This window comes from Bacillus taeanensis (assembly GCF_003318295.1).
Taxonomy (GTDB): Bacteria; Bacillota; Bacilli; order Bacillales; family UBA6769; genus Maribacillus; species Maribacillus taeanensis.
This window is the reverse complement of the sequence record NZ_QOCW01000015.1, coordinates 1-26,194: the sequence shown is the minus strand read 5'-3', so window position 1 is coordinate 26,194 and position 26,194 is coordinate 1. Positions and strand designations below refer to the sequence as shown.

General features: G+C 37.2%; 24 protein-coding genes and 1 pseudogene. 19 read left to right on the top strand and 6 right to left on the bottom strand.

Annotated features, from left to right (window positions below; genetic code table 11):
- Positions 1–155: 155 nt before the first annotated feature.
- From DS031_RS14145 to DS031_RS24190, 6 genes are all read left to right on the top strand, one after another.
- Complete coding sequence (locus tag DS031_RS14145; RefSeq protein WP_181833168.1) at positions 156–1,868, top strand: glycosyl hydrolase family 28-related protein; 1,713 nt, start codon at positions 156–158, stop codon at positions 1,866–1,868.
- Between the two features lie 1,135 nt (positions 1,869–3,003).
- Positions 3,004–3,447, top strand: coding sequence for an ROK family protein (locus DS031_RS14140; protein ID WP_113806725.1), 444 nt, complete (start codon positions 3,004–3,006; stop codon positions 3,445–3,447).
- A complete protein-coding gene (locus DS031_RS24660) occupies positions 3,425–3,619 on the top strand; it encodes an ROK family protein (protein ID WP_113806724.1) in 195 nt (64 codons plus the stop codon). The genes DS031_RS14140 and DS031_RS24660 overlap by 23 nt, the downstream gene beginning before the upstream one ends.
- Entirely contained in the window at positions 3,525–3,887 is a 363-nt protein-coding gene (locus DS031_RS14130; RefSeq protein ID WP_245947427.1) for a PTS sugar transporter subunit IIA, read from the top strand. The genes DS031_RS24660 and DS031_RS14130 overlap by 95 nt, the downstream gene beginning before the upstream one ends.
- A 218-nt stretch (positions 3,888–4,105) precedes the next feature.
- Complete coding sequence (locus tag DS031_RS14125; protein ID WP_245947435.1) at positions 4,106–4,942, top strand: ATP-binding protein; 837 nt, start codon at positions 4,106–4,108, stop codon at positions 4,940–4,942.
- The gene (locus tag DS031_RS24190) at positions 4,921–5,145 is read left to right on the top strand and encodes a magnesium chelatase subunit ChlI family protein (protein WP_245947433.1); all 225 of its coding nucleotides are present in this window, start codon (positions 4,921–4,923) and stop codon (positions 5,143–5,145) included. The genes DS031_RS14125 and DS031_RS24190 overlap by 22 nt, the downstream gene beginning before the upstream one ends.
- 132 nt (positions 5,146–5,277) lie before the next feature.
- Here the strand turns inward: DS031_RS24190 and DS031_RS14120 are convergent, their stop codons facing one another.
- Positions 5,278–6,072, bottom strand: coding sequence for a histidinol-phosphatase HisJ family protein (locus DS031_RS14120; protein ID WP_113806722.1), 795 nt, complete (start codon positions 6,070–6,072; stop codon positions 5,278–5,280).
- Positions 6,073–6,255: 183 nt separating this feature from the next.
- Here DS031_RS14120 and DS031_RS14115 point away from each other — a divergent pair, with 183 nt between their 5' ends.
- Positions 6,256–7,197 (top strand): ROK family protein, encoded by a 942-nt coding sequence (locus DS031_RS14115; protein ID WP_113806721.1) that lies wholly within the window; start codon positions 6,256–6,258, stop codon positions 7,195–7,197.
- A 283-nt stretch (positions 7,198–7,480) separates the two neighbouring features.
- The gene (locus DS031_RS14105) at positions 7,481–8,362 is read left to right on the top strand and encodes an IS982 family transposase (RefSeq protein WP_113806719.1); all 882 of its coding nucleotides are present in this window, start codon (positions 7,481–7,483) and stop codon (positions 8,360–8,362) included.
- A 30-nt stretch (positions 8,363–8,392) separates the two neighbouring features.
- On the opposite strand, the gene DS031_RS14100 is transcribed toward DS031_RS14105, so the two are convergent.
- Entirely contained in the window at positions 8,393–8,869 is a 477-nt protein-coding gene (locus DS031_RS14100; RefSeq protein WP_245947426.1) for a YkyB family protein, read from the bottom strand.
- A gap of 520 nt (positions 8,870–9,389) precedes the next feature.
- Here DS031_RS14100 and DS031_RS14095 point away from each other — a divergent pair.
- The 4 genes and pseudogenes from DS031_RS14095 (at position 9,390) to DS031_RS14075 (ending at position 14,754) form a co-directional block, all read left to right on the top strand.
- On the top strand, positions 9,390–11,345 hold the full coding sequence (locus DS031_RS14095) for a BglG family transcription antiterminator (RefSeq protein WP_113806718.1): 1,956 nt from the start codon (positions 9,390–9,392) through the stop codon (positions 11,343–11,345).
- Positions 11,346–11,363: 18 nt separating this feature from the next.
- Positions 11,364–13,263, top strand: a pseudogene (locus DS031_RS14090) (fructose-specific PTS transporter subunit EIIC).
- A gap of 95 nt (positions 13,264–13,358) precedes the next feature.
- Positions 13,359–14,315 carry a mannose-6-phosphate isomerase, class I gene (manA, locus tag DS031_RS14080; RefSeq protein WP_113806715.1) on the top strand — a complete coding sequence of 319 codons (957 nt, stop codon included), beginning with the start codon at positions 13,359–13,361 and terminating at the stop codon, positions 14,313–14,315.
- 73 nt (positions 14,316–14,388) lie between these two features.
- Positions 14,389–14,754, top strand: a complete 366-nt coding sequence (locus DS031_RS14075; protein WP_113806714.1) for a hypothetical protein — start codon at positions 14,389–14,391, stop codon at positions 14,752–14,754.
- Between the two features lie 282 nt (positions 14,755–15,036).
- Here the strand turns inward: DS031_RS14075 and DS031_RS14070 are convergent, their stop codons facing one another.
- The gene (locus DS031_RS14070) at positions 15,037–15,546 is read right to left on the bottom strand and encodes a sigma-70 family RNA polymerase sigma factor (protein WP_181833167.1); all 510 of its coding nucleotides are present in this window, start codon (positions 15,544–15,546) and stop codon (positions 15,037–15,039) included.
- Positions 15,547–15,753: 207 nt separating this feature from the next.
- Positions 15,754–16,581: a hypothetical protein gene (locus DS031_RS14065; protein ID WP_113806712.1), complete on the bottom strand. Its 828-nt coding sequence runs from the start codon at positions 16,579–16,581 to the stop codon at positions 15,754–15,756.
- A 719-nt stretch (positions 16,582–17,300) separates the two neighbouring features.
- Here DS031_RS14065 and DS031_RS14060 point away from each other — a divergent pair.
- The 7 genes from DS031_RS14060 to cysQ all read left to right on the top strand — a co-directional run bounded on the left by DS031_RS14060 (position 17,301) and on the right by cysQ (position 23,845).
- A complete protein-coding gene (locus DS031_RS14060) occupies positions 17,301–17,699 on the top strand; it encodes a hypothetical protein (RefSeq protein ID WP_113806711.1) in 399 nt (132 codons plus the stop codon).
- Positions 17,700–17,928: 229 nt separating this feature from the next.
- Positions 17,929–18,213 (top strand): helix-turn-helix domain-containing protein, encoded by a 285-nt coding sequence (locus tag DS031_RS14055; protein WP_113806710.1) that lies wholly within the window; start codon positions 17,929–17,931, stop codon positions 18,211–18,213.
- Between the two features lie 182 nt (positions 18,214–18,395).
- Positions 18,396–18,878, top strand: a complete 483-nt coding sequence (locus DS031_RS14050) for a competence protein ComK (RefSeq protein ID WP_113806709.1) — start codon at positions 18,396–18,398, stop codon at positions 18,876–18,878.
- A 203-nt stretch (positions 18,879–19,081) separates the two neighbouring features.
- Positions 19,082–20,878 (top strand): SLC13 family permease, encoded by a 1,797-nt coding sequence (locus tag DS031_RS14045; RefSeq protein WP_113806708.1) that lies wholly within the window; start codon positions 19,082–19,084, stop codon positions 20,876–20,878.
- Positions 20,879–21,059: 181 nt separating this feature from the next.
- The gene (gene sat, locus DS031_RS14040; RefSeq protein WP_113806707.1) at positions 21,060–22,244 is read left to right on the top strand and encodes a sulfate adenylyltransferase; all 1,185 of its coding nucleotides are present in this window, start codon (positions 21,060–21,062) and stop codon (positions 22,242–22,244) included.
- 111 nt (positions 22,245–22,355) lie between these two features.
- A complete protein-coding gene (cysC, locus tag DS031_RS14035) occupies positions 22,356–22,958 on the top strand; it encodes an adenylyl-sulfate kinase (RefSeq protein ID WP_113806706.1) in 603 nt (200 codons plus the stop codon).
- A gap of 71 nt (positions 22,959–23,029) precedes the next feature.
- Positions 23,030–23,845: a 3'(2'),5'-bisphosphate nucleotidase CysQ gene (gene cysQ / locus DS031_RS14030; protein WP_113806705.1), complete on the top strand. Its 816-nt coding sequence runs from the start codon at positions 23,030–23,032 to the stop codon at positions 23,843–23,845.
- Positions 23,846–24,647: 802 nt separating this feature from the next.
- Here cysQ and DS031_RS14025 read toward each other — a convergent pair.
- On the bottom strand, positions 24,648–24,983 hold the full coding sequence (locus DS031_RS14025; RefSeq protein WP_113806704.1) for a hypothetical protein: 336 nt from the start codon (positions 24,981–24,983) through the stop codon (positions 24,648–24,650).
- A 195-nt stretch (positions 24,984–25,178) separates the two neighbouring features.
- The gene (locus DS031_RS14020; protein WP_142675778.1) at positions 25,179–26,000 is read right to left on the bottom strand and encodes a VanZ family protein; all 822 of its coding nucleotides are present in this window, start codon (positions 25,998–26,000) and stop codon (positions 25,179–25,181) included.
- Between the last annotated feature and the right edge of the window lie 194 nt (positions 26,001–26,194).

Here is a 26,194-nt window from a genome sequence, read left to right as displayed (position 1 = left end):
TAAAAGACAAAGACGTAAATACAGATCATTTCGCGGTCTGATCATAAAGCAATTTTAGCAGCACATAGGTAATAAATGAAAATTTCAATTTATGATATAGTGATGAAATGAAATTAAGATACATACATAAATTGAAGTTTTTTGGGGAGGATAGTATGAAATTTTTATTAATAAGTATCATATTTTTATCAAATAGTTGGTTTACTGATACATTTAATGCTCAAGAGTATCATATTTTTAAAGGTTTTTATCATCGATTAGAGGTAAACATTGATAAAGTTCATAATAGTTCTTTCAATTTGATCGAAATTATTGAACAGGAAGATCATTTTCCTAACTTGAACTTCGCTGTTTTAAAGGATTTTTTTACAAGTTTTATAGATCGTTTTAAGGGGGATTCTCGTCAAGAACAAAAAGAAAAATATAAGGCCAATGTTCTAGAATATGGGGCGGACCCTGATGGAGTTAAGGACAGCACGCAAGCGATTCAGAAAGCGATTTACAGTTTACCTGAGGGGGGAGAATTATACTTCCCTGCAGGCACATATTTAGTCAGCAGTATTCATATTGACAAACCGCTTTCTATTATAGGTGTTCATGTTGGACAAGATACGTCATCAAAAGGGGGAACGATTATAAAAGCATTAAAAAGCTCTTCTAAACCTTTAATTGTAATAAGAAATAAAAAAGATAATAAATTTATTAATGGTTTTTCAATTTCAAACTTATTATTAGAGGGTGATGGATTGGATAAATCAGGAATTGAATTTTATCAAGTAGGCTGGGATGCGCAGATTGAAAATTTGAATATTCAAAACTTCAAGCGTCAAGCGATAATTATGAAAGATCTTATGGATGTTGTTTGGACAGGGGGAAGAATTAAAAATAGCGGAACAGACGGAAAATATGCTGCAATTGAATTGAATAGTGCCAGCAACGTTACAAATGCGATTCATGTATTTGGACTACACGTTGAAAATTGTGAGTTTATGCTAAAAGCGAATGCAGGGCGTCAAATTCAGTTTGTCGCTTCAAAATTTGAGTTGAATAATAAATATCCGAAACAGTCTCCTATTCAAATTACGAGCGAGGTGAAAGAAATTTTGTTTACTGGCAGTCAGTTTCATTATGCGGATACGAGCAAGTGGGGAGAAGCTGAAAATCAGCCCCATATGATTAAAATAGAAAATCGTTGGACAAACATTAAGGATTGTACCTTTACGAGTCGCACGCAGATAGGCGCTAAGTTTATTCATCAAACACAAGGATCTGGTTTATTACTAGAAGGGAATCAGTTTCACTGGCTTTCTGCAGATGATTACTCCATCGTACTTAACGAAAACAGCGCATTTACAGGGAATAAAATGATGATTGAAGTTGGAAATAGAAAATTATACGCCGTAAAAATGGGTTCAGGAAATAAGATAAATGATAATATATTAGAATTAAATGGTATTGGAACCAATAATGGACAAGTGTTTTACAGCGGTGGAACAAATAATGAGGTAAAAGCAAATCGTTTAATTGGTACAGCCTCTCATAATATTGTTGAATTTTTCGCATTAGATTACGATAATAATGTATTTGAATCGTATAACGCTTATAAGCCACAAGTATTAAAGAAGGGCAAATCTCACCCTAGTACAGCTGGAAAATATGTATTTAAAGCTACCGATATATCAACACAGGTAATAATGGATTTTAATCATGCTCATAACGGCAAAACGATTACGATTATGGCAGAAAATGATGGTGTGATGATTCAAAACAATGACAATATTAAATTGAAGAGTGGTAAAGATAGAAAGTTAAAACAAAATGAAGTCCTCCGTTTAACTAGAATCGATTCAGTTTGGTACGAAAACTAAAAAATTTATAAGTATCGAAAATGAGGGTATATCTATTATACACTTACTTATTACAATATAGATTCAGATTAATTTGTCGACTGATACATGAATTTTATCTGGTACTTTTAGTGTGGAGAACTTTTTTTGAAGTCGTTATACTTATATAGTATTTATAGGGTTTTTTATGAAGTTTCCGGCAGACTTTTTTTGCTTGTAAGCAGCTAGTTGAGAAAGTGACTGTTCTCAGCTTTTTCTCGAATCGATTTGTTTGCCACAAAACCCTTTATGAAGCCGAAGAAACACCGTTATTTTTCTATCATATAAAGGAAGATCACGACCAGTACGAGTGTAACGACTGTGTGGACGACTAGAAGACGTCGAGCAATGGGGATAATGTGCTACTTATAGTTGTTACATTGATACAAAGGTTAGACTGTTTTTTCTTTAGCATGGGAAGGAGACTCTATTTTCATTCCTGGATTGAGAGCGAAAGCTCATGAGTGTTTTTTTTGCAAGACAAAACGTTAATGATATTATTCTAAATGTACTTGGAACGGTTGTTGGATATTGGTGTTTGGTATTAGTTATAAGATATGAAATTATTAGATTACATAGAAAAAATTATTGGAAATAACGAATATAGTGAAGTCTTTTTCTACTTTTTTATAACTGAACACGAAGTTGTTATCGTCAAGTGGAAGTGACTCTTAAGCACTTTTGTTGCTCACCCCAACTTCTATTATTTTAGTAAAATAGCTAGAAAGAAGGTTATCAACCTGCTTGTGTAAGCTCTCTATCAGCATAATTTATTCCACTACATTTAATTGAAGAGAAAGCTCGTTATCTTATGATTTATAAATCTTCCTCTTCATTTTGTTGTTATGCTTTTATAAGCTAAGAATAGCTCTATTGTAAATTTGTTAAAATTCCACTTTCACTAGCTCATGCTGGTGTAACAACTTCTAATTTTAATTCAGGTGAGTAATTTTAGGTGAGTAATTTTTATAAGTCCCAGGCTTAGAAGACATGTTTATTTTTCTCTTTTTGTATTGTTATGTTCATAAGGAATGAAATTTAACCCCATTTACTTTTAGGATCCAATTGAACTGTAAATTCTTGAGATTAAAATAAAAGATCTGGTTTGGAGGTTGTTATGATGCGAAATGCAGCAGTTGGAATTGATATTGGAGATACGAAGGTAGCGATTGCGCTTGTAGATGAGAAGGGAAATACATTAGTCGAAACAACGATACCAACAAATGTTGCGAAAGATTCTAATGTGACAATGGAACAGATTATTCAAGAAACAGCATTGTTGCTGCGGAAAACGGATATGAATGTGATCGGAATCGGTATTGGTGCACTAGGACCGCTTGATGGAGAAAAAGGGGTTATTCTATCTCCACCTAATTTAAAAACATGGCACAATTATTCTGTGAAAGAAAAGATTGAAAGAGAGTTTGGCTTAAAGACGGTTCTAGCAAATGATGCGGATGCTGCAGCAGTAGGAGAGTACCACTTTGGTGTCACAGAGAAACACCAGCATATTGTTTATGTAACAGTTAGTACAGGAAATTGGCGGTGGCATTCTTATTAATGGAGAGCTGTATATTGGGAGTGTTTCAAGCGCAGGAGAGTTTGGACAGATGATCGTGAAAAAAGATGGTCCATTATGTGATTGCGACCGTCGCGTGTCGCAGCTGTTTAGAAGGGATTTCTTCAGGAACAGGGATTGCCAACAATATGATAGAAAAAGTATTTCAAAATAAAACACATGATTTATATGAACTTGCAAAGACCAATTCTCTCGTTGCACAAGATGTGTTTCATTGGGATGCTCTAGATGAGCAAGATGTAACATTTGTCATTATGCTTGAGATCCCAGCAGCAGAGGGTGGAACGACACATCTTCAAATTCTTTCCGCACTATCCGGTAAATTAATGGATGAAGATTTTCGCAATCATTTAATGAATGCTAATCAAAAAGAAACGATTTTAAATTTATTAGACGAGTTAGTCGTACAAAAAACTAATTAACATAAAAAGGAGCGTTTATACTATGAAAAACATTATCGTAATTACTGCTTGTCCTGCAGGTGTCGCACATACGAATATGGCTGCTGCCGGCGATTTTAGCGGCAAAGCGTGAAAGAAGCATTTCGAAGCTGCTTTTACCATATGATCCAGAGCTTCCCCTGCATCGAATCAAAGATTTAGAACTGAATTTTATTCGAAATCTCGACGAACTGTTACAAGTGTTAAAAGGTCAATTGTCTTTTCCTCTCGTTTTACCTCAACCTTCTTCAGAAAAAGGACTTCATGAAAATTCCTTACACAAATTCGAGAAAGATTTTCAACAGATTTACGGTCATCAACAAGCAAAACGAGCATTAGAAATTGCAGCAGCAGGTGCACATAATGTGTTTATGTCAGGAACGCCTGGATGTGGGAAGAGTTTATTAGCAGAAACATTTCCATCAATTCTTCCACCGCTTACAGAAGACGCTCAGTTTGAAGTGATGAGTCTTTACCAATTAGCAGGAGTTTCTTACCCACACCTCACTGTCCCTTCGTTTCGTCACCCGCATCCTTCCGCATCCGCTGTTTCGATTATTGGCGGCGGTTCTACTCCGAAGCCAGGAGAAATTTCACTTTCCTATCATGGGGTTTTATTTTTAGATGAAATGGCTGAATTTCAAAAGAAAACATTGGACATGTTGCGTCAGCCTTTAGAAACAGGTAAGGTGACAATCAGCAGGGATCATTCAACAGTTACATACTCAGCAAAATTTATGTTAATCGGTGCGATGAATCCTTGTCCATGTGGTCATCTTGATTCGCAAATGCATTATTGTACATGTACGGCAAAACAAATCAATTTCTATCGAAATCGCATTTCTGGTCCGATTCTTGATCGGATGGACATTTTATTAAACCTTCGTCCCGTTAATTTTGAAAAAGAAGTGAAGGGAACAAGTGAAACTTCAGAAGTAATTCGAGATCGCGTAAAAGCTACTCGCGAAGGAAGTATGAACGTTACGAGGAAGAGCTTTGTAATGCGAATGTACCGATTGATAGGCTTAGAGAATTAAGTCCGCTAACAGCCGAGCAGGAGAGAATTTTACAGCAGTGTGCCCTGAAGCAGAAGTGGAGCAACCGTGTTCAGGTGAAAGTGATTCGAACAGCGCGGACGATTGTCGACTTTGAAGGAAAAGAAGAGACCACAGATGAAGCGATTTGGGAAGCGATGACGTTAAGACGTGTGTTAGAAAAACAACAGCGGGCAATGAGGTGAGAGGGTGGGGCGGTGAAACCCCCCTTGTATTTAAGAACCACTTTTATTTTGCAATAAACAGCTAAGTGTCAATAACGGTTTCAAGCCGTTATTGGCACTTTTGCATTTTTTAATGTGAAATGAATTTACATCCTACCAAAGCTCGACAGCAATAGGTTTTCTGTTTTCATATTTGAAGATATGGTTAAATCCGCATTCCTTTGCCATTGCGGCTGCTTCGTGCAGGTCTGCACCAACGGATTGTGGGGAGTGAGAATCAGAACCGATTGTGAGTATTTCTCCGCCTAGCTCCTTGTAAAATCGGATCACATCAATCGAAGGGAGCGTTTGTTTTAAGCTTCCTCTCAGTCCGGATATATTGATTTCAATACCGATGTTTCGTTCGATTGCCTTTTTTAAGATAGCCTCTAACAGCTCTTTGAAATCATGGAAATTGTAAATTCCGTATGTTGTAATCGCATAGCGTTTCAGCAAATCGATATGAGCAAGTATATCGATGTCGGCTGTACAAACAAGTTTATACACTTCTTCAAAATAACCCATGTAGGCTTTATTACCTTCTTTGTTTTCTAAGTATTTTCGTAACTTTTGATTTTCGATATTATGTACAGAGCCTAAGATAAAGTCTAGGTTAAGCGGTTTTAGCACTTCATCATATTGTTCCTTAAGCAGGTGAGGCTCACAAAGTTCAATGCCGGCTTTTATGATTAGCTGATTATGGAATTTTTCTTGGCATTGAGTGATTTCATTAAAATATTTGTCAAAATCGATATGACCATAAGTGGGGGCGAGGGGGTTTACGGAAAAGTGCTCTGTGAAGCATATTTCTTTTATGCCTTTTTTGATGGCGTTTTCGCATACTTCCTCCATTGATGCTTTTGAATCAAAAGAATGGTTTGTATGATGGTGATAGTCCATTAGATACATCCTATAACTTCCTTTCTAGTATGATAGACAATTAAATTTTCCTATTATTCACATATTTATGATACCAGTCATTGGCGAGAGAAAACAATGAAAATAACGAAAGAAAGATTCAAAGATTGTTTTTCTGATAATTGTGTTTATTGTTACTTTTATGTGATAGTAAAGAAGTGAAGGGGGAGTAGAATGAAGCATAATGTGGCTGTAGGAATTGATATCGGTGGTACAAAGGTAGCCATCGCTCTTGTGAATGAAGATGGAACAATATTAGCAGAGGAAACGATTCTAACCAATGTAGAGCAAGGTCCAAGTTTTACGGTAGAACAAATTATTAATCAAGTCTCTCATCTAAGAGATAAACATGAAGTCAATGTAATTGGCATTGGGGTCGGTGCACCAGGACCGCTTGATGGAGAAAAAGGGGTTATTCTATCTCCACCTAATTTAAAAACATGGCACAATTATCCTTTGAAAGGAAAGATTGAAAAGGCGTTTGGCTTAAATACGATTTTGGCAAATGATGCTGATGCTGCGGCTGTTGGAGAATACCGCTTTGGTGTGACGGAAAAACATCAGCATATTGTGTATGTAACCGTGAGTACAGGAATTGGCGGCGGCATTCTCATTAATGGGGAGCTGTACAGCGGGAGTGCTTCAAGCGCAGGAGAGTTTGGACAGATGATTGTGAAAAAAGATGGTCCTTTATGCGGCTGCGGTCGTCGCGGCTGTTTAGAAGGAATTTCGTCAGGAACAGGGATTGCCAACAATATGATAGAAAAAGTACTTCAAGATGAAACACATGTGTTATATGATCTTGCAAAGACCAATTCTCTCACTGCACAAGATGTGTTTCAAGCGTATGAAAGACAGGATCAGACAGCGATAGAAGTTGTTACTGAAGCAGAGGATTATTTAGCGATTGGGTTAGCAAATGTTCTTAATGCCTTAAACCCATCTTTGCTCATTCTTGGTGGAGGCGTTATTCTGTCTCAGCCGGGATTCTATGAATCTGTTGTTGAAAAAATCAATGAGTATGTGATTGAACGTAATGTGGAATCACTAAAGGTTGTTAAGGCGAGTCTTGGAACAAAGGCAGGAGTAGTTGGGGCGGCAGCTTTGGTGATGTAAGTAGTAATCATTAAACTACTTGTTTTAAAGCTTTAGAAGAAAGTAGGGAAAGCGCAGCCAGGGGGGCAGGTGTGATACTAGCCCAAAATATTATTTTGGGCGGTGAATCCGTCCCCTTGGCTCCATCATTTGGCTTTTCCATATGTGTCACTTTAGCTGTCAACCTTTGTTTCATGTTATAAATAACCCGTGGTGCTAGATAAAAAAGCATAAAAATAGCCCTTGATCGGAATATCCTCCAAAATGAAAGTGACCAAACCCCATTTTGGAAGGAGTTTTTCCGATGCAAGAGTACTTTCATTTTACCGAAAATCCGTTAAAACTGCAAAAACAATTAAAAATGATTCTGGGTGTAGTAGAAAAAGAACTGGTGAAGTTAGAATCTCTATTTCAACGTAAAAACCGACATTTATTGAAACAATCAGATGGAGAAATCATTAGTGTGCATATTTTAGGAAAGTTACTGGGCTTCTATTCAGAGAGATCCTGGCACCGATTTATCATTGGAAATTTATTTGAGAGATCACAGTTTCCAGAGCGCTCTCGTTATAATCGACGTTGTCGTGATTTACTGCAGATGATCAAATGGATTCGCTACCGAATTGTCCAATCTCAGCCTGTTGGTGCGTATACGATCATTGATAGTTTACCAATTCCACTTTGTCATAATGTTCGCATCCCACGTATTAAACGTTTTAAAGGAGTGGCGGACAGAGGCTATTGTGCATCCAAAAAAACCTACTTTTATGGATTTAAAGCACATATTCAAGTCACCAATAAAGGGCTTATTACCAGTTATGTCATTTCCCCAAGTTCTTACCATGATGTTGAAGTGACTGAAGACTTGATTGCTCAAAATCCTCATCCAGTAACCTTAGGAGATAAAGGCTATATTAGTCAGACTCTCAAACAAAACCTTCAAGAGACATATAGCGTTTCACTTTGGACACCGTTACGGTCGAACAGTAAGCAGCCTGTCTTACCGAAAGTGATACAAATATGGATGAGGCAAAAGAGGAAACGCATTGAAACCATATTTTCAGTACTTGTTGAGCATTTTTTAATCACATCGATTCGTGCCAATAGCCTAACTGGTTTTGAAACATCATTAGAAGCGATTCTCATGGCACACACACTTTGGATCACCGGTGCAGTTGAGCTTTAATGTTCAACTAGTACCATGGGTTATAAATAATTATGAATTAAGAAAAGTTGAAAGTCCTTTATAATTAATTCCCGAATTATCATGATGTTTTCTCTTCTTTTTATTAGTATAATCTTTTCCGATATAGGAAATTAATATGGACTTTGCTTTTTTTAGAGACATATGAATTTTTGGATTTCTAAACAGGTCATTCCGTTCTCCTAGAACTGGAAGAGTGTTTCGATCAAGTTTATTTGAAGGAATGTGAAACATAAAATGTCCAACTTTAACAAGGACATCTAAATGCTGTTGTGATAATCTAGGATTTGTTGAAAAGTGAAGACCTACTTTTTGGGCTTTTCCTTCATGAAGTAACCTTTTGATAGTTTTTTGTTTGATGGAGTACAAATCAGAGGTTTTTGCTGCAACTTTTGCATGTTTGTTTACTATATAAATTGCAACGGCAATATCTTCAAGAGATATATTAGAAGAGAGATGGTTTAAGTCAGGTGCTTTTCTATTTGTCACTTTTAGTATTCACTCCTATGTGGGATTATTTGACTGAAGAGGAATGGGGCAATGTGGATGGCTTAACTTGATTATAAAATAAAAAACTAGCATTTGAAAGATAATAAGGTTAACTTTGCAAAGTGAAAATTAATAGTTAATTTGTTAATAAATTTAGTAGTGAAGATCTGTTCAATTTTTAACTTACCGCATTTATGTTATAAAAAGGTGCTTAGTTTATTATTCCAATGCCAATAAAGGAATACAGATGAAACGGAACAGCTGAATGTATTGTTTTTCATTCTACAACTAAAGTAAACTATTAGTTAGATGTGTTTAATTGTATATTCAATAAAGAGCTTGCCATGATCGGTAAGCTCTTTTGGTTATGTGATGAACAATAATGGATTTTTCTGTATAATATACTTTTTACCAGAACTTCCGGTAATGATTTGTTCTTTTTATAGGGGCTTTCTAGCTTAGAATAAGAAATAAGAAAAGGCTTACAAGAAAGCTTTCTTCTTAATTGGTGGTGAAGAATATGCTTGAAAGACAAAAAGAGATTTTGCTTATTTTGCTAAAGTCAAACGGGTATTTATCAGTTGATTCACTTGCGAAGCGTTTGGATTGTTCGGAGAAGACGATTCGAAATGATTTGAAAATGCTTGATGAATGGCTTGGAAATTACCCGAAAGTTGAAATTATCCGAAAACCGAGTGTAGGAATTTTTCTAAATGCGCATGAGATTGATCGAAAAGAACTCCTGCAAGAGGTGATTGGTACAGAACAACACGACATTAGTCAAAATGAGCGCAGAAATGAGTTAATTAAGATTTTGTTAAAAGCAGACAAAGTTCATACGATGCAGCAGCTTGCGAATTTGTTTTATGTTAGTAAATCAACGATTGGACAAGATTTAATTGAAGTTGAACATTGGATGCGTTCTTTTGATTTACGACTTGTACGAAAACCGAATTTAGGTTTAAAGGTAGAAGGAGAAGAAAAAGCTTGGCGTACTGCTTTATCTAAAGTGATTGATGTATCAGCTAATCAACTTTCATTTGTTTCACTTCAGGAGAATGTGCTTCAAGAAGTAATTAGTTCATATGATTACTCACTGATTGAAACGGAGATTAGGAAAATCGAAAGAGCACTTGATTTTCAGTTTACGGATCAAGCAATGACGAATTTAACGATTCATTTAGCAATTGCTGTGAAACGAATTAAGTTAGGGTATGGCATTATCATGCCGCAAGAAGAGCTTGTAGAGCTTCAAGAGAAAAAGGAGTACGCATTAGCCCTTCAGCTTGCTGAATCACTAGAGAGAATTCTTGCTGTCAAAATTCCAAACGATGAAGTGGGTTATATGACGCTGCATTTATTAGGGGCACGTTTTCATTATGATCATTCCATGGAACATGAACATGTGGAAGAATCGCTTCAAAAAATTGATTCTGAGGCATTAAGTGCTTCGAGAATGATTATTCAAAAAGCGGCAGAAGTGATTGATGTGTCGTTACTTGAAGATAAAGAGCTGTTAATTGGATTATCTGTTCATTTACATGCAACGTTAAATCGTTTAAGACATGGACTAAGTGTCTCAAATCCGATGCTAAAAGAAATTAAAAAAATGTACCGTTATCCATTTGACCTTATCTTTTCTTTTATACCGGAAATTGAAAACGCATTTAAGATTTCACTTCCAGAAGATGAGGTGGCTTATATTACACTGCATGTACAGGCTGCATTAGAACGGGTACAAAAGCAGCAGCAAAAGATAACGAAGGCATTAATCGTTTGTCCAACAGGAACAGGGACATCACAGCTGTTAAAAGCAAAGCTTGAACGTTATTTTTCAAATTTAATGATTGTTGATACGGTTTCAACGTTTCAGTTAAAAAAGAAGATTGAACAAAAAAATCCAGACGTCTTAATTAGTACTGTTCCGTTGAAAAACCGAGATTTGCCATCTTTAACAGTTACACCACTTTTGTTGGAATACGAGAGGGAAAAATTGAAGAACTTTTTAAAAGAATTGCATTCCCCATTTCCAGAAAAGGAAACAGCATATCCATTGTTAAAAACGTTGGTTTCTGAAGAGTTAATTTTCCTTGATGTAGACTTCAATGATCGTTTTGATGTGATCTCTTATTTAGGAGAGCAGCTAAGTGAGAGAGGCTATGTTCATGCTGATTATGGAACAAGTTCAACAGAGCGAGAAAAGATTTCTTCTACAGTGATTGGCGGCGGCATTGCCATTCCGCATGGTGATCCGCAATTAATTGGAAAATCAGTAATTGGGATTGCGAGGCTGAATAAAGAGATTGAATGGGAAGGCGAGAAAATTACGTTTGTCTTTATGCTTGCCAATAAGCTGTCTGATAAGGAAGAAGTCAAGCAATTGTTTAAAGAGCTTGCGAATTTAGTTGAAGATGAAGACAAATTAAATGAGTTAAGAAAGCAGAAAAATACCAGAGATTTCTATAAAACGTTATAAGAAAGAGGGGAAACGAAATTGAAATTATTAGCGATTACGTCATGTCCAAATGGGATTGCCCATACGTATATGGCAGCTGAAAAACTATCAAAAACTGCTGAAAAGCTGGGCATTGAGATGAAAGTTGAAACACAAGGTTCAATTGGAGTGGAAAATGAATTAACAGCAGCAGAAATTCAAGAGGCTGACGGTATTATTATTGCAGCAGATAAACAAGTTGATAAAAGTCGTTTTCATGGCAAAAAAGTATTAGAAGCGAAAGTTGCTGACGGTATTCGCCGCCCGGAAGAGTTAATTAAAATGTTCCAAGACGGGGAAGTTGCTGTATATGGCAATGCACAAGAAAACACATTAAAAAGTGTTAAAGAAATAAAGGATGAACGTAAAGAAAAACAAAATGTTTTGTATCGCAGTTTGATGAATGGCGTTTCCTATATGATTCCATTTGTAGTAGTTGGAGGATTATTAATTGCTTTAGCACTAGCCATTGGTGGAGAGCCAACACCAAATGGATTAGTCATTCCTGAAGGTTCTGTGTGGCAAACGATTCTTGATGTTGGGGCTGCATCGTTTATGTTTATGGTGCCGATTTTGGCAGGTTTTATTGCCGTAAGTATTGCAGATCGCCCAGGACTTGCGCCGGGTATGATCGGTGGTTATATTGCAGCAAATGGTAGTTTCTACGGAAGTGAAGCAGGTGCAGGATTTATTGGTGGAATTATTGCAGGTTTCTTAGCAGGTTATATTGCCAAAGGCATTAAGAAAATTCCAGTTCCAAGAATGATTCAGCCGATTATGCCGATTTTGGTTATTCCGCTTTTATCATCGTTATTAGTTGCTGTTGTGTTCATCTTTATTCTGGGTCAACCAATTGCAGGTATTATGGAAGGCTTAACAAGCTGGTTAAATAGTATGCAAGGTTCAAGCAAAATTTTATTAGCGATTATTTTAGGGGCAATGATTTCTTTTGATATGGGTGGTCCGGTTAATAAAGTTGCTTTCTTATTTGGAGCAGCAATGATTGGTGAAGGAAATGCGTATATTATGGGCGCTGTTGCGACAGCCATTTGTATTCCTCCGTTAGGATTAGGTCTTGCAACAGTATTAAATAAAAAGAAATACCTTAAAGAAGAACAAGAAGCAGGAAAAGCGGCATTAGCAATGGGACTTGTCGGAATTACAGAAGGAGCGATTCCTTTTGCTGCAAGAGATCCGCTCCGTGTTATTCCAAGCATTATGATCGGTTCAATCGTTGGGGCAGTTATTGCGATGTTAGGTCAAGTAACAGATAGTGTTCCGCACGGCGGTCCAGTTGTTGCTTTATTTCAAGCGGTTGGACATGTACCGCTGTTCTTACTCGCGATTGTTATCGGCTCAGTTGTAACTGCGTTTTTAGTTAACGCAATCAAAAAGACAGTAGATGTGGAAGAAGTGAACTAAATCATTTATGAAAGGAAGAGCAAGGATGAATTTTACCGATTTAATTACAGAAGATCTTATTGCATTACAATTAGAAGGCTCAACAAGAGAAGCGGTTATGGATGAAATGATTGCTATGCTGGATGCGTCAGGTGCTTTAGTTGATAAAGAGGGATTTAAAACGGCGCTTTATGAGCGTGAACGACAAAGCAGTACAGGAATTGGCTTTGGCATTGCCATTCCTCATGGCAAAACAGATGCTGTTACATCAGCAAGAGTAGCGTTTGGCATTAAAAAAGCAGGAGTGGATTGGGATAGTATGGATGGAGACGATGCGAATCTCATTTTCATGATCGCGGTTCCGGAGCAGAATGCCGGAGATGACCATTTAAAGATTCTGCAGCTGTTATCAAGAAAACTGATGGATGATGAATTTCGTGCTAGTTTGCTGGAAGCATCAAGCAAAGAACAGGTGGTAAATTTATTAAGCGAGTTATAAAAGAGAGGGATATTCCCTCTTTTTTTATATGGTGTGGATGTCGAAATTGGCTAAAAAATTAGTAAGATAAAGAAATGAAAGAGAGGAATAGATTGATGTATCAAGAGCCTATTTTTTTAAAATCAGTATTTAAGGAACGTATTTGGGGCGGTACGGCGCTGAAAGAGAAATTTGGTTATCATATCCCTTCAGATGAAACGGGCGAATGTTGGGGGATTTCAGCGCATCAAAACGGTCCTTGTGAAATTTTAAATGGCGCGTTAAAGGGAAAAACGCTTGATCAAGTATGGGACAGCCATCGTGAGTTATTTGCGAATGAAGAAGGCGAAGAGTTTCCGTTATTAGTGAAAATTCTTGATGCCAACAATGATTTATCTGTTCAAGTTCATCCCGATGATCACTATGCGAGAGAAGTTGAGGGTGAACAGTATGGTAAAACAGAGTGCTGGTATATTATTGACTGTGAAGAAGGCGCTGAGTTGATTTATGGTCATCATGCAAAGTCGAAAGAAGAGTTTGAACAAATGGTTGCAGATGGACGCTGGGATGACTTATTGAGAAAGGTGCAGGTTCAACCGGGTGATTTTGTTTATGTGCCAAGCGGAACAATTCATGCGATCGGGAAGGGCATTATGATTCTTGAAACCCAACAAAGCTCTGATACAACTTATCGTGTGTATGATTATGATCGTCCTGATGCAGAAGGCAATACGCGTGAACTTCACATTGAAAAATCGATTGAGGTATCAACAATTCCGCATCAAGATGCCTCATTTGAAGTTGTAGAGGATGTAAGAGAAGGATTAAGAAGTAAGAAATTAATTCAAGAGAATTATTTTACAGTTTACCATTGGACTTTGGACGGGGATGTAACGGAGAAAAATGAGAATAACTACTTGTTAATGAGTGTGTTAGATGGTGAAGGTGAATTGTTAGTATGTGATCAAACTTATTCGTTCAAAAAAGGTGATCATTTTATTGTTCCGGCGACAATGACGGATTACAAGCTGCGCGGTAAAGCGGCATTTATTACTTCGCATTCTACAAAATAATGAAGTAATAGATTGTTAGTGGTGTGAATGATATTATAATTATATATAACTAATATAATAAGGAGCCATTCACATGAGTGATTATTCATCACCAGTAGTACATGCTGCAGCAAAGATTCTTGAACTTAGTAAAGAGCTGGAAAGCAAGCTTCAAGGATATTTACTAGATACAGAGGAGCGTCCAGATATATCCTATGAATTATTGAAAATATTAACAATAGCAGATGATTTAGTCCAACTAGGAAATCCAGAGCAGACTTCTGGTGAATTTTTTGGTCTGCCAAAGGAAGTTGTAGTAGGATCTAAGGAGCCTGTTTCATTCTCTAATCAGCATGGATGGGATTTTGGACCTTGGTTCAGGGAAAAAAGTACAAATATCAAAGATGGCGTAAAAAAATCATCAAAAATTGGGAACTTGACCCTCATACACTTCAATTAAGAGATGATGCTCCGATGTCCAAAAACGAATTTATAAGACATGGAATTGATACCGGTCTCCATGAAGTTAAGAGATATTCAAAACTTATATTTGATCAGTTTTTTCTAACGAAGTAACAGCTGATAAATAGTTTGACAGGGTGAGAGGCACCGCCCGAGGAATTTTTCGGTTTTTTAGTCATATGAGCTGTCTGTTTGCTGGTTTTTTATTGTGTTTTCAAAAACCGCTTATCCAGACAAGCTCACATGACTTTTTTGTTTTTTTTGCTGATAATCCTTTATTCTAAAATAATTGTGCTTCCCTCACTGCATTTTCTCTCATTTTCCTTAATGCGCTTTTTCGCCATGATTTTACGGTTTCATAAGGGGTGCCTTCTTGTGCTGCGATTTCTTTTATTTTCATGCCGTTTAAGATGCCGAGCTGGACCCACTTTCTTTCGCCTTGGTTGAGTCCTGTTAAGTAGGCTTCGATGATTTCGTTTTCAAGTGGGATTAGGGCTTGTTCATCAACGGCTGTAAGAGATGTGGTGTAGTCTTCAACGTGATGGTGTTCAAGGTATTTCGTGTCTTTTTTAAGTTCGGAAAGCATTTTTCCGCGTACGGTTGTGATTGCGAATGTTGAGAATTTGCCTTTTTCAGGGTCGAATCGTTCATATGCTTCCCATAAGCCGATTAAGCCGAGCTGATAGTAGGTGTCATGATTGCTGTGGATGTTGAGTGAGCGAATTTGTTTTTTGATCATCGGTTCATAGGCATTTACAAGTTTTTCGAAAGAGCAGTTGTTTCTGTTCATGTGCATTCCTTTTTGAATGCGCGCATTCTATGTTTTCCGCCGGTAATGTAACTGTATAAGGTTTTTGGAATTTGTTCATATGCGTAAACGTCACGTATGGGTTGTTTGAAAGCGTTTATATATGACGTTTCCTAAGGGGATACGTCACATATCGAGGATGATACAGGCATCATTTGTGCAGTATGTATCAAATTTTTTTAGAGATGATTATTGGTTTAGCCAGTCATATGTAAGCACGGTTGCTGCGGTTTCGCGTCTTTTTTCGACCGCAAATAAATTGGCGATTGTGCCGTAAAAATATTGGGTAAAGGTTGTTTTAATCGTGCCGCGTTTATAGCGAAAGACGGTTTCCTTGAAGGCAGTGATAATCGTTTGGATATAGATGTCAACAGGCTCAGCGATTTGGAAGCGGCGGTAAGCAATCATGACCCGCTGCCACAGATTGTGGATGTCTTTTGCTTTTCTAAAAAAAGGTTTCACTGCTTGTATGAACTCGTTTGGAATGTTTGAAGGTGTGTACGTGTAATCGAGTTGTTCGAGAGTAACGTGACTAGGACGATGGTTTTTATTTTTTAAATTAGCTTTAAAAGAAATAGTTTCTGAAGGTGATTTTCGCTCTTGAGATTTGTCTTCTAAAGGATTTTCGGTCATTGAACGCTCTGTCAATTTTCCTGAAGGCGCTCCGTCAAAGCGGTGAAAGATGAAGACATTATGGGCCATGCCGCCTTCTTTTCGGATCGTATGATGTACGGTTAAAATGCCTAGTTTTTTTGCTTTCGAGAGCATTCGTTCAAATGTGGAGCGTGAGATTGTTTCACCGTTTTTATGGCAGGCGGAAACAAGTTTTCCGATTCTTGCATTGCAGACGCCGGGTACTTTGGCACTGTAGCGGGTAAGGTGTTTAAAGGCGATGCGCTCGCTTTTTGTAAAATCTTGTTCATGTTTTTGAAGGAAGCTTTTGATGGTATTGTTAAATTCATTGAGGTTTGTGAATTCACTTAAATGGGTGAACTGCTGAATATGTCCTGATTTCATAAAATCCTCTCCTTGTGGAAAATGGGGTCATATTTTATATAGTGTGAAAGGCAGGAAATGGGGGAGAAGAGCTGGGATTTTCTTGGCGGCAGCAGGAAGGAAGAGGAAATGTTAAAGAATTATAAAGGCGTCTTAACAAAAACTTTACAATTTTTAGGGTATAAAATAGGAGCATTTATCGAATTTTGTATGTATAATATAAATGTTGTTAAATTATGCTAAAGAAATCAATCGTTGAGAGGAGAATAAGCAGGGAATTAATGAGTGATTTTTAATTAAAGCTATAAACATTAAAAAGTGAGTGAGTTGAGGAAAGGGAGTGCTGCTGATGTCTTTATGAAGCAGTATTTTAATAGCTTTTAGATCTTCTTTATACAGAAAATTCTGAGTAATCAGAAAAACTTGTTGACAAGCGGAAAATGTCGTTTTATGATAAAAAAGGAAATATTTTAAAATGAAATGATTTCCAAATAACTGAGACTTAAGAGGAGGAGTGGAAGGAAGAAACGATTACAGAGAGATAATATTGTTTTACTTCAGAGGTCAGCTAAGATTATACCCACGTATTCATTCATCACTTTCATCATGTGAAATTCCTTCATCATTGTTAAAAATCCATTAAGAGGTGACAAATGAAAGGCTGTGTAGAGCAGTCAGCAACCACTAAGTTAAGTCAACATGTGCTTTTTAAAAAAATTAAATGAGACGGAGTTGGCACAATGGATTATTTGACGCAGTTAAAAAAGTTTTATGATTGGATGGAAACCAATCCGTTACCGCCATCTGTACCTGCTGTGGTTCTTTGGCATGCTCTTATGTACCTTGTTGTGAAAAATGGAGGTGCACCTGAGTTTTCTGTTGGGACACATTTTTTAATGGGAAAAACGGGTGAATGTGAGCTCATGATTCGAAGAGCGCGTCAAGAACTAAAAAACCTTGGATTTATCGATTTCATTATCCAACCTGGAAATCAAGCAGATATTTATTATATGCGTGATTTAGCAGAAGTCTTTGAAAATGGTAAATTAGAAAATAATATCTGTCGTGAATCTGTATTAAATAATAAAAGAAAGAACCATAACGTCATTTACCTCCATGATCACTTACAAAAGCTTTAGAACACCTTCTTAAAACCTTCATCATAGAGCTTCAGTTCACCAAAGATCGATTTAAAAGAAGAAGATTCTCATCTAAGAGTAACAAAATCCTATTATTTTAAGACGGAAAATTGAATAAAGGGGTGCTTTGTAGCAAACATGAACTGCATTTCGATTTTGTAACAAAGCGAAATTATGAAAGGTGTAGGGAGAGTTGTTTGAATAAAAGGAGCGGCAGGGGGGATGAAGTATGAAAGTAGAAGGAAATACAACTGCTATGCTTGAACGGAGCTATATGAAAGAGGAGCGCGGTGTCATTTATACAGCACTTGAAGAGCTCGATTTTCATTGGAGTGAAAGAGACGTACGCATTTTTGACGCGTTATGGAGAGAAGGAAAGTCACTAATAGCAATTGCTGAGTACTTTAATCGGGATCTTGATGAAACAGCCTTGCTGTTAATGGATCGCGCTCGGCTTAAAACGATCAATCAGCGTAAAAACGGAATATGGAAAAGCGAGGGAGAGAAAAAATGAAAAAACAACATTACTTTTCAAAGCTTAAGCTTCACTGTAAAAGATGTGATGAATTCAAGGTTCACAGCATTTATAAAAAGCCCGGCGTTTTTCATTTTTTCTGTACAATCTGTGGTTATTCCAAAAAAATTTCGATAAGCTGCTTATCTAAAGAGCGCGCGCAGTAAGGGAGAGACGATCTGATGAAAAGATACAGTGATGGGTATGAAATTTCTAAAGGAACGATGGCGATTTTTTCAGCGGCACATGAAAGTTACGGCTCGAAAATTCTTGATCTTAGCGGAGAGTACTTTTCAGAAAAAATACCAATGGAATTAATCCGGTCTGGCTGTCTTGATGGCGGTTCTACATATGAAGGAAGAAAGAAAGCGGTCATCTATCATACAAACATTTGTGAAAAAATTCCTATTCCAATCTCACTGCTTGAGAACATCTATGCTTTTCCAACACACGCGCCAATTCAATTTGAAAATGTGTGGATCTTTTATCATCATGTAAAGGAAATTAGGCCGTTTAAAAATAAATCGATCGTCGTTTTTAAAAATAATCAAACATTAGAGCTTGGGGTTTCTTTTTATGTATTAAAGAAGCAAATCGAGCGAACGGCATATTGCGAGTTTCGTTTTTCACAGGGACGTACATATAATGAAGGAATAGGGCTTTAATAGGTCTTTAGTAGGTAGGGGTCTGACCCCGCAAAAAGACATTTCCCCTATTTTGTCCATATGGAGAGGATGAATGTAGGTATCATCAATGCTCAAGATGAATAGGACGTATAATACCTCTAAAACATAGTTGACAACTAGGAATAATAAGCTTTAAAATTACTTAATATAAAGAAAGATCGTGGAGGGGTGTAATTCGTTTTATGACATGGGAGATCATTTTTGTATTAGTCGTTGTGTTTTTAATGATGATCGGATTAATTACGGAATTCGCTCGTCCTGATATGATTGTTTTTGTAGCGTTAGTGAGTTTTCTCGTAACGGGTATTTTAACTCCGGAAGAAGCTGTCGCAGGTTTTTCAAATTTAGGGATGCTGACGGTTGCCCTGCTTTTTATTATTGCGGGGGCGATCCAGCAAACAGGGCTTGTTGAACAAGGAATGACACGGTTGTTAGGGGATGTGAAATCTGAAAGGCAGGCGCTTTTTAAATTTATTTTGCCGATTTCAGGGCTATCAGCTTTTTTAAATAATACACCGATTGTTGTTACGTTAACGCCGATTATCCGAAAATGGTGTGCTGAACATAATCTGTCGCCGTCAAAGTTTTTAATTCCATTGTCATATGCTTCTATTTTAGGCGGTATTTTAACGCTGATGGGAACCTCTACGAACTTAGTTATTCATGGGCTTATGCTTGATCGGGGAATGGAAGGCTATTCCTTATTTACATTACTGATCGCCAGTTTGCCGGCTAGTATTTTAGGGCTTATTTACCTTGTGACAATCGGCTATAATATCCTTCCTAATCATAAGGTGTTAACAGAAACGATAGAAGAAAAAAGCCGTGAATATTTAATTGAAATGATTGTGGAAGAAAATTATCCATTTCTCGATAATCCATTAGTTGATCAAACGGTGGAAGAAGCGGGTCTAAGAAATCTTGATGGCTTATATTTAATTGCGATTATAAGAAAAAATGAAAAGATTTATCCTGTGAAACATTCAACAAAGCTTAAATTTAATGATCGGTTAATTTTTACAGGCGTGATTTCAAAGATTGCGGAGCTCCAGAAGAAAAAGGGACTTGAATTAAAAACAGGAACTAATTTAACACTCGATAAATTAAAAAATGGAAACGGACAGCTTGTTGAAGTAGTCGTATCGCACCAATCTTCGCTTCTGCATAAGAAGATTAAAGATACCCAATTTCGTGCAAAATATGATGCTGGTGTGGTAGCTGTTCATAGAAACAATGAAAGAATTAATAATAAAATTGGCGATATTGTTTTAAAGCCGGGCGATACGCTCTTACTGCTTGCAGGTTCTGACTTTTCAGAGCGGGTGATGCAGTCAAATGATTTTTATGTGGTGACCCAGTTAAACGATCATCCTCTTTTAAATAAAGTGGATACGAAAAAAGCTTGGATTGCGGTTTCGACGTTACTAGCGATGATTTTATTGGTAAGCTTTGATGTGATTTCGATGTTTAAAGCGATGAGTATAACGGTTCTTGTTTATTTATTATTAAAGATTGTTTCACCGGAAAGCGCAAAACAAAACGTGCAGTTCAATGTATTATTACTAATTGCGAGTGCTTTAGGGATTGGGACCGCATTGTTTAAAACCGGCGCCGCCGAAATCATGGCGAATCATTTAATTACAGTTGCTGAACCGCTTGGGATGATTGGTATTTTATTCTTTTTATATATTTTAACGGTGATCTTCACAGAAGTGATTACAAACAATGCGGCCGCGGTCTTAATGTTTCCAATTGCGGTAGAAGCAGCGAATCGATTAGATGTTGATCCAATGGGTTTTGTAGTGTTAATTACGATTGGAGCTTCAGCCAGCTTTCTGTCTCCGATCGGCTACCAAACGAATTTAATTGTTTACGGCCCGGGCGGCTATAAGTTTACAGATTATATTAAAGTCGGTTTACCGCTGAGCTTGCTCGTTATGATCACAACGATTATCATGGTTATGACTGTATGGATTTAGTTTCCGTGACAGGCACTGTTTTACCAAACAGAAGACGTAACGGCGCTATGTTTTTATAGGATGAGCTGGAGAGGTTATTTCTTTTCGAGTATATTAGATTTTGAAAATTCAAATTCTAATACTGACAAACAATATATAAATGTTAAAATAGCTTTAGTAACTAAAAGGAGTGTATATTATTATGTCAACAACTACAGTAGAAAACAACGAAACAATTGCTGCTCATGGCGGTGCATTAGTAAATCGTGAGCTGCAGGGGAAAGAGCGTGAAGAAAAGCTTGCACAAGCTGAAGGGTTAGCTTCTTTAACGATTTCCGCATGGGCAGTTTCTGACTTAGAATTAATCGGAATCGGCGGCTTCAGCCCGCTTACAGGGTTTATGGGGCAAGCTGATTATGAGCGTGTTGTAAAAGAAATGCGCCTTGCGGATGGCACGGTTTGGAGTATTCCAATTACATTACCTGTCACTCAAGAGCAGGCAGATCAGTTTGAGATTGGTCAAGAAATCGCCCTTAAAGGTGAAGATGGTGTTGTATATGGTACACTTCAGCTTGAAGAAAAGTACACATATGACAAAAAGACTGAAGCTCAGAACGTTTACGGTACAACAGAAGATGCGCACCCTGGTGTAAAGAAAGTATATGAAAAAGGTGAAGTCTACTTAGCAGGTCCAATTACATTAGTAAACCGCCCGGATCATGGTCAGTTTACTGATTTCTACAAAGATCCAAGCGAAACACGCAAAATGTTTGTAGATCTTGGCTGGAAAACAGTTGTAGGATTCCAAACACGTAATCCTGTCCACCGTGCCCATGAATATATTCAAAAGAGTGCATTAGAAATCGTTGACGGTTTACTTCTTAACCCGCTTGTTGGGGAAACGAAATCTGATGATATTTCCGCTGAAATTCGTATGGAAAGTTATCAAGTTATTTTAAAGCACTACTACCCAGCAGATCGCTCTCGTCTTGTTATTTACCCAGCAGCAATGCGTTATGCAGGTCCAAGAGAAGCAATTCTGCACGCATTAGTACGTAAAAACTACGGCTGCACGCACTTTATCGTTGGCCGTGACCATGCTGGTGTTGGTGATTACTACGGCACATATGATGCACAAGAAATCTTTAATAACTTTACGCAGGAAGAAATCGGCATTACAATTCTAAAATTTGAGCATTCATTCTTCTGTAAAAAATGCGGCAACATGGGTACAGCAAAAACTTGCCCACACGGCAAAGAAGAGCATGTTCATTTAAGTGGTACAAAAGTTCGTGAAATGCTTCGCAATGGAGAGAAGCCGCCAAAAGAATTTTCACGTCCAGAAGTGGCTGAAGTTCTAATCAGAGGGATGCAGGAAACGAACTAAGGAATTAAAATAGTTCCAATTTTAAAATGAAAATTTCGTTAAGTTTAACTCGCTGCAGTTAAACTTAACGTTCATATGGCTTGGACTTTATAAGGAGAGGAATCAGAAAAGATGAAATCAACAAACATCACATGGCATGAAGCGCAGGTAACAAAGCAGGATCGTCAAAGTTTAACGAAGCATAAAAGTGCAGTGCTATGGTTTACAGGACTTTCAGGTGCAGGAAAATCGACTGTATCTGTAGCGGTTGAAAAAGAATTGCATCAGCGCGGCATTCATACGTATATTCTTGATGGAGACAATGTCCGTCACGGCTTAAATAAAAACTTAGGCTTCAGCCCGGAAGATCGTACTGAAAACATTCGCCGCATTGGTGAAGTATCCAAATTATTTGTTGATGCGGGAGTAGTCACATTAACAGCCTTTATTTCTCCATACCGTGAAGACCGTGATATGGTTCGTGAACTAAACAATGAAGGTGAATTCATTGAGGTTTACGTGAAATGTAGTGTTGATGAGTGTGAAAAGCGTGATCCAAAAGGATTATATAAAAAAGCTCGTGCAGGTGAAATCAAAGGCTTTACTGGAATTGATGCGCCATATGAAGCACCAGAAAATCCTGAAATCGTTGTGGAAACAGACAAACAGTCACTTGAAGAGTCTGTGAACCAAATCATTAATTACTTAATCGAAAAGAATTATATTAATGCCTAACACTGAAGGTCACTAGAGGTTTTACTCCTTAGTGACCTTTTTACTACATAAAATAAAGGTGGGATAGAGAAATGATTGAGACGATTACTATCAATGATATTGTGAAGATTTCGATCGAAGCAGGCGATAAAATTTTAGAAGTATATGAATCTGCAGACTTTGGCATTGAAAGTAAAGCGGATGATTCACCGTTAACGATGGCGGATAAAAAGGCAAATGAAGTGATTACGGATCGGTTAACGAAATTATATCCTGAAATACCCATTTTAAGTGAAGAAGGAAACCATTTAGCGTATGAAGAACGCAAAGATTGGGAGTATTTTTGGTTAGTTGATCCGCTTGACGGCACAAAAGAATTTATTAAACGTAATGGAGAATTTACCGTAAACATTGCTCTTATCCATAATGGAACACCAGTACTTGGTGTTATTTATGCACCGGTTCTTGAGACAGTATATTTTGCGAAACAAGGTTTAGGAGCTTACAAGTTAGAAAAGTGTAAAAAACAGATTAATGGTCAAGTTGAGGACAGTAAATTAGTTGAAGTTTCTACCGCTTTACCTCTTAAACAAGATCGAGAACATACAACCGTGATTGCAAGCCGCTCCCATATGTCACCTGAAACAGAAGCATATATTAATGAACTGAAGAAAGAAGTAGGTGAAGTTGAAATCACTTCAGCAGGCAGCTCGCTTAAGTTATGCTTAGTTGCTGAAGGGAAGGCTGATGTTTATCCACGCTTTGCGCCAACAATGGAGTGGGATACAGGCGCTGGACAAGCCATTTCTGTATTGTCAGGAGCGAGTGTGACGAGGACAGATAGTGGTGAGAAGCTTGAGTATAATAAAGAGAATTTGTTGAATCCGTGGTTTATTGTACGCCGTTAACTTTGCAATATCCCTGTTTTTTGTCTGAGGTGGGGTTATTCACCAAAAACAGATCGTCCAGGTTATCCTGAAGAATGTAAAATTTTTCATTATAGACAAGTTATGCACTATGAGGAAGTACTCTGTAAAAAAGAACCATCCTAAGTCTTTAATAAAGACTTAGGATGGTTTTTTTCACAATACTAATTAATAATGGTCAGCCGCTCTTCTTGCGGCATACTACATATACTAAAGGGGTCTGACTCCGCAAAAAGACATTCCTCCTATTTTGTACATGTGGAGAGGACAAAATAGGGGGAAGGCTGGAGAGTGTTTTTTACAATAAATAAAAGTAACAATCTAGTCCGCTCTCACAAAAGAAGTGAGAATATGGGCTGGATTTTTTAGTTTGTCATGATTCAAATTAAGTCGTAGTAATAATAGCGGTGATTTCGGTTGCGATCATCTCCTAAAATTATAGTGAGATGATCCTACATTTTTGGAATACGATTTTTCCTTTTAGAAGCGCGTTCCTTTTCTGCAACAGCAAAATCTTCTGGTGTTGCTTTTCGCTCCAAGTTTTTGATACCTTCTTTTGTTTTTTTATCCAAATGGGTTCCCTCCTTTATGCATTATTTAATATTTACTTATTAGATGAACATATACATAAACTTTTGGCATAAATACTTTATAGTAAATCAGAAGGAAGATGTTGGTAAACATATTATTTTGATTTCCTGCTCATAATAACTCTTGGGTTTAAATACCCATTTAAAGTTTTAAATGACTAAAGGAGGTTTTTTTATGTATCATAACCAACAAATTATTTCGCAAATTCAAAACACACTTCAACAAATGCAAAGTTCAGAACAAAGAAACGGCTCTCAATTAAGACAATTTGCCAATCAGATTGAACAAATTGCTCAACATGAATCACAGGCAGTGCAGCAAATTCAACAGCTGAATCAATTATGTAATCAATTAAATCAAGAGCTTCAACGTATGTCTCAATTAGTATCGCAACAGCAGCAGCAAGTAATAGGACAACAACCTTGGAGATCCCAAGTTTCAGCGCAGCAGCAGCAATTTCAGCCGCAGCAGCAATTTTCTCAATATCCATTGAACCAAAATCACTATCAATAAGAGCAATTTTTCTCAAGGCTCATGATCTAATTTTTTCCTTGTTTGGGTTTCTGCCAATACCTAAATTAGAGTAAATATTAGCTTATCCCTTTAAAAATAAACCAAATGAAGGCTTATCTGTCCTGCTGGTGGGTTAGACCCACCAGCATTTCCTAGTTTGAAAAAATAATAAAAAGGTTTACGCAATGGATGAAAAACGAAGCAATAAAATCTAAAACAGCTCTCCTAATGATTTCTGTAGAATATTTGTTTTGGCCGCTTTTTTTGTTTCTTCGTATTCTTTTTTCAATTTATCCGCATAGCTTGGATCATAGTGGTGGTCTTGAAGAGCACGTTTCGCGTTTTCATAAATGTGTTGAAATTCCTCGTCAATTTCCTTCTCGAGAGCATTTCCCTGAATTATATATGCAGCAACAAGAGCGTTAAACGACATTTCTTTTTCCTTATATTCTTTCACAGCTTCAGATGCAAGCTGTTCCATCTCGTTTTTTGCGTAATCTCGCAGTTCTTCTAGTGGTGGATAGTATTTCTGCAAGATTTCTTCGGGAGTGACAATTGAATGTGCTGAAGAAGCGCTGTTTACTAATGCGCTCGTTTCCACGACGCTTGGAGACTTGGCCGCTTTTGGAGGAATCGGCTCTTCAAAAGCTGACAGACCATATAATAACGGTGTAAAAACAACGATAACAATTGTCCAAAATGAAAGAACACTTCTTACTCGGACACGCTTTTGATAGCAGAATCTCCAAATAAAATGAAGAAAAAGCGGAATAACGACTCCAACAGAAACGCCCGCGATATTTGCGAGTCCGTCTAAAAGTTCTGCCGTTCTGTCTGGTAGAAATAACTGCCTGTATTCTTCAAGTAGACTCACAACGATTAGCGTAAACCAAACAGCAGAAATGCGCCTCAGTCCATTGGCGAGCGGCGGTAGAAGACTCATCATAAGCGAAATTATAAAAGAAATGAATCCGTAAAAAAGGAAATGCTGCCATTTATCCATTCCTATTGCGATCAAATCGAACATAGTCATAGTCTCACCTCTTTAATCAGTATTGGCAGAAATGGAGAAAGGCAAACGATTTTTCTTTTTGCCAGGAGAAAAGCGGGTTTAGCTGCCGCGTGGAGATGAAACAAATTCTTTATTAGAAGAGGAGAGTAGTATCTGATTTTTTTTTTTTTTTTTTTTTTTTTTTTTTTTTAAAATTTTTACATTTTTTTAAAAAC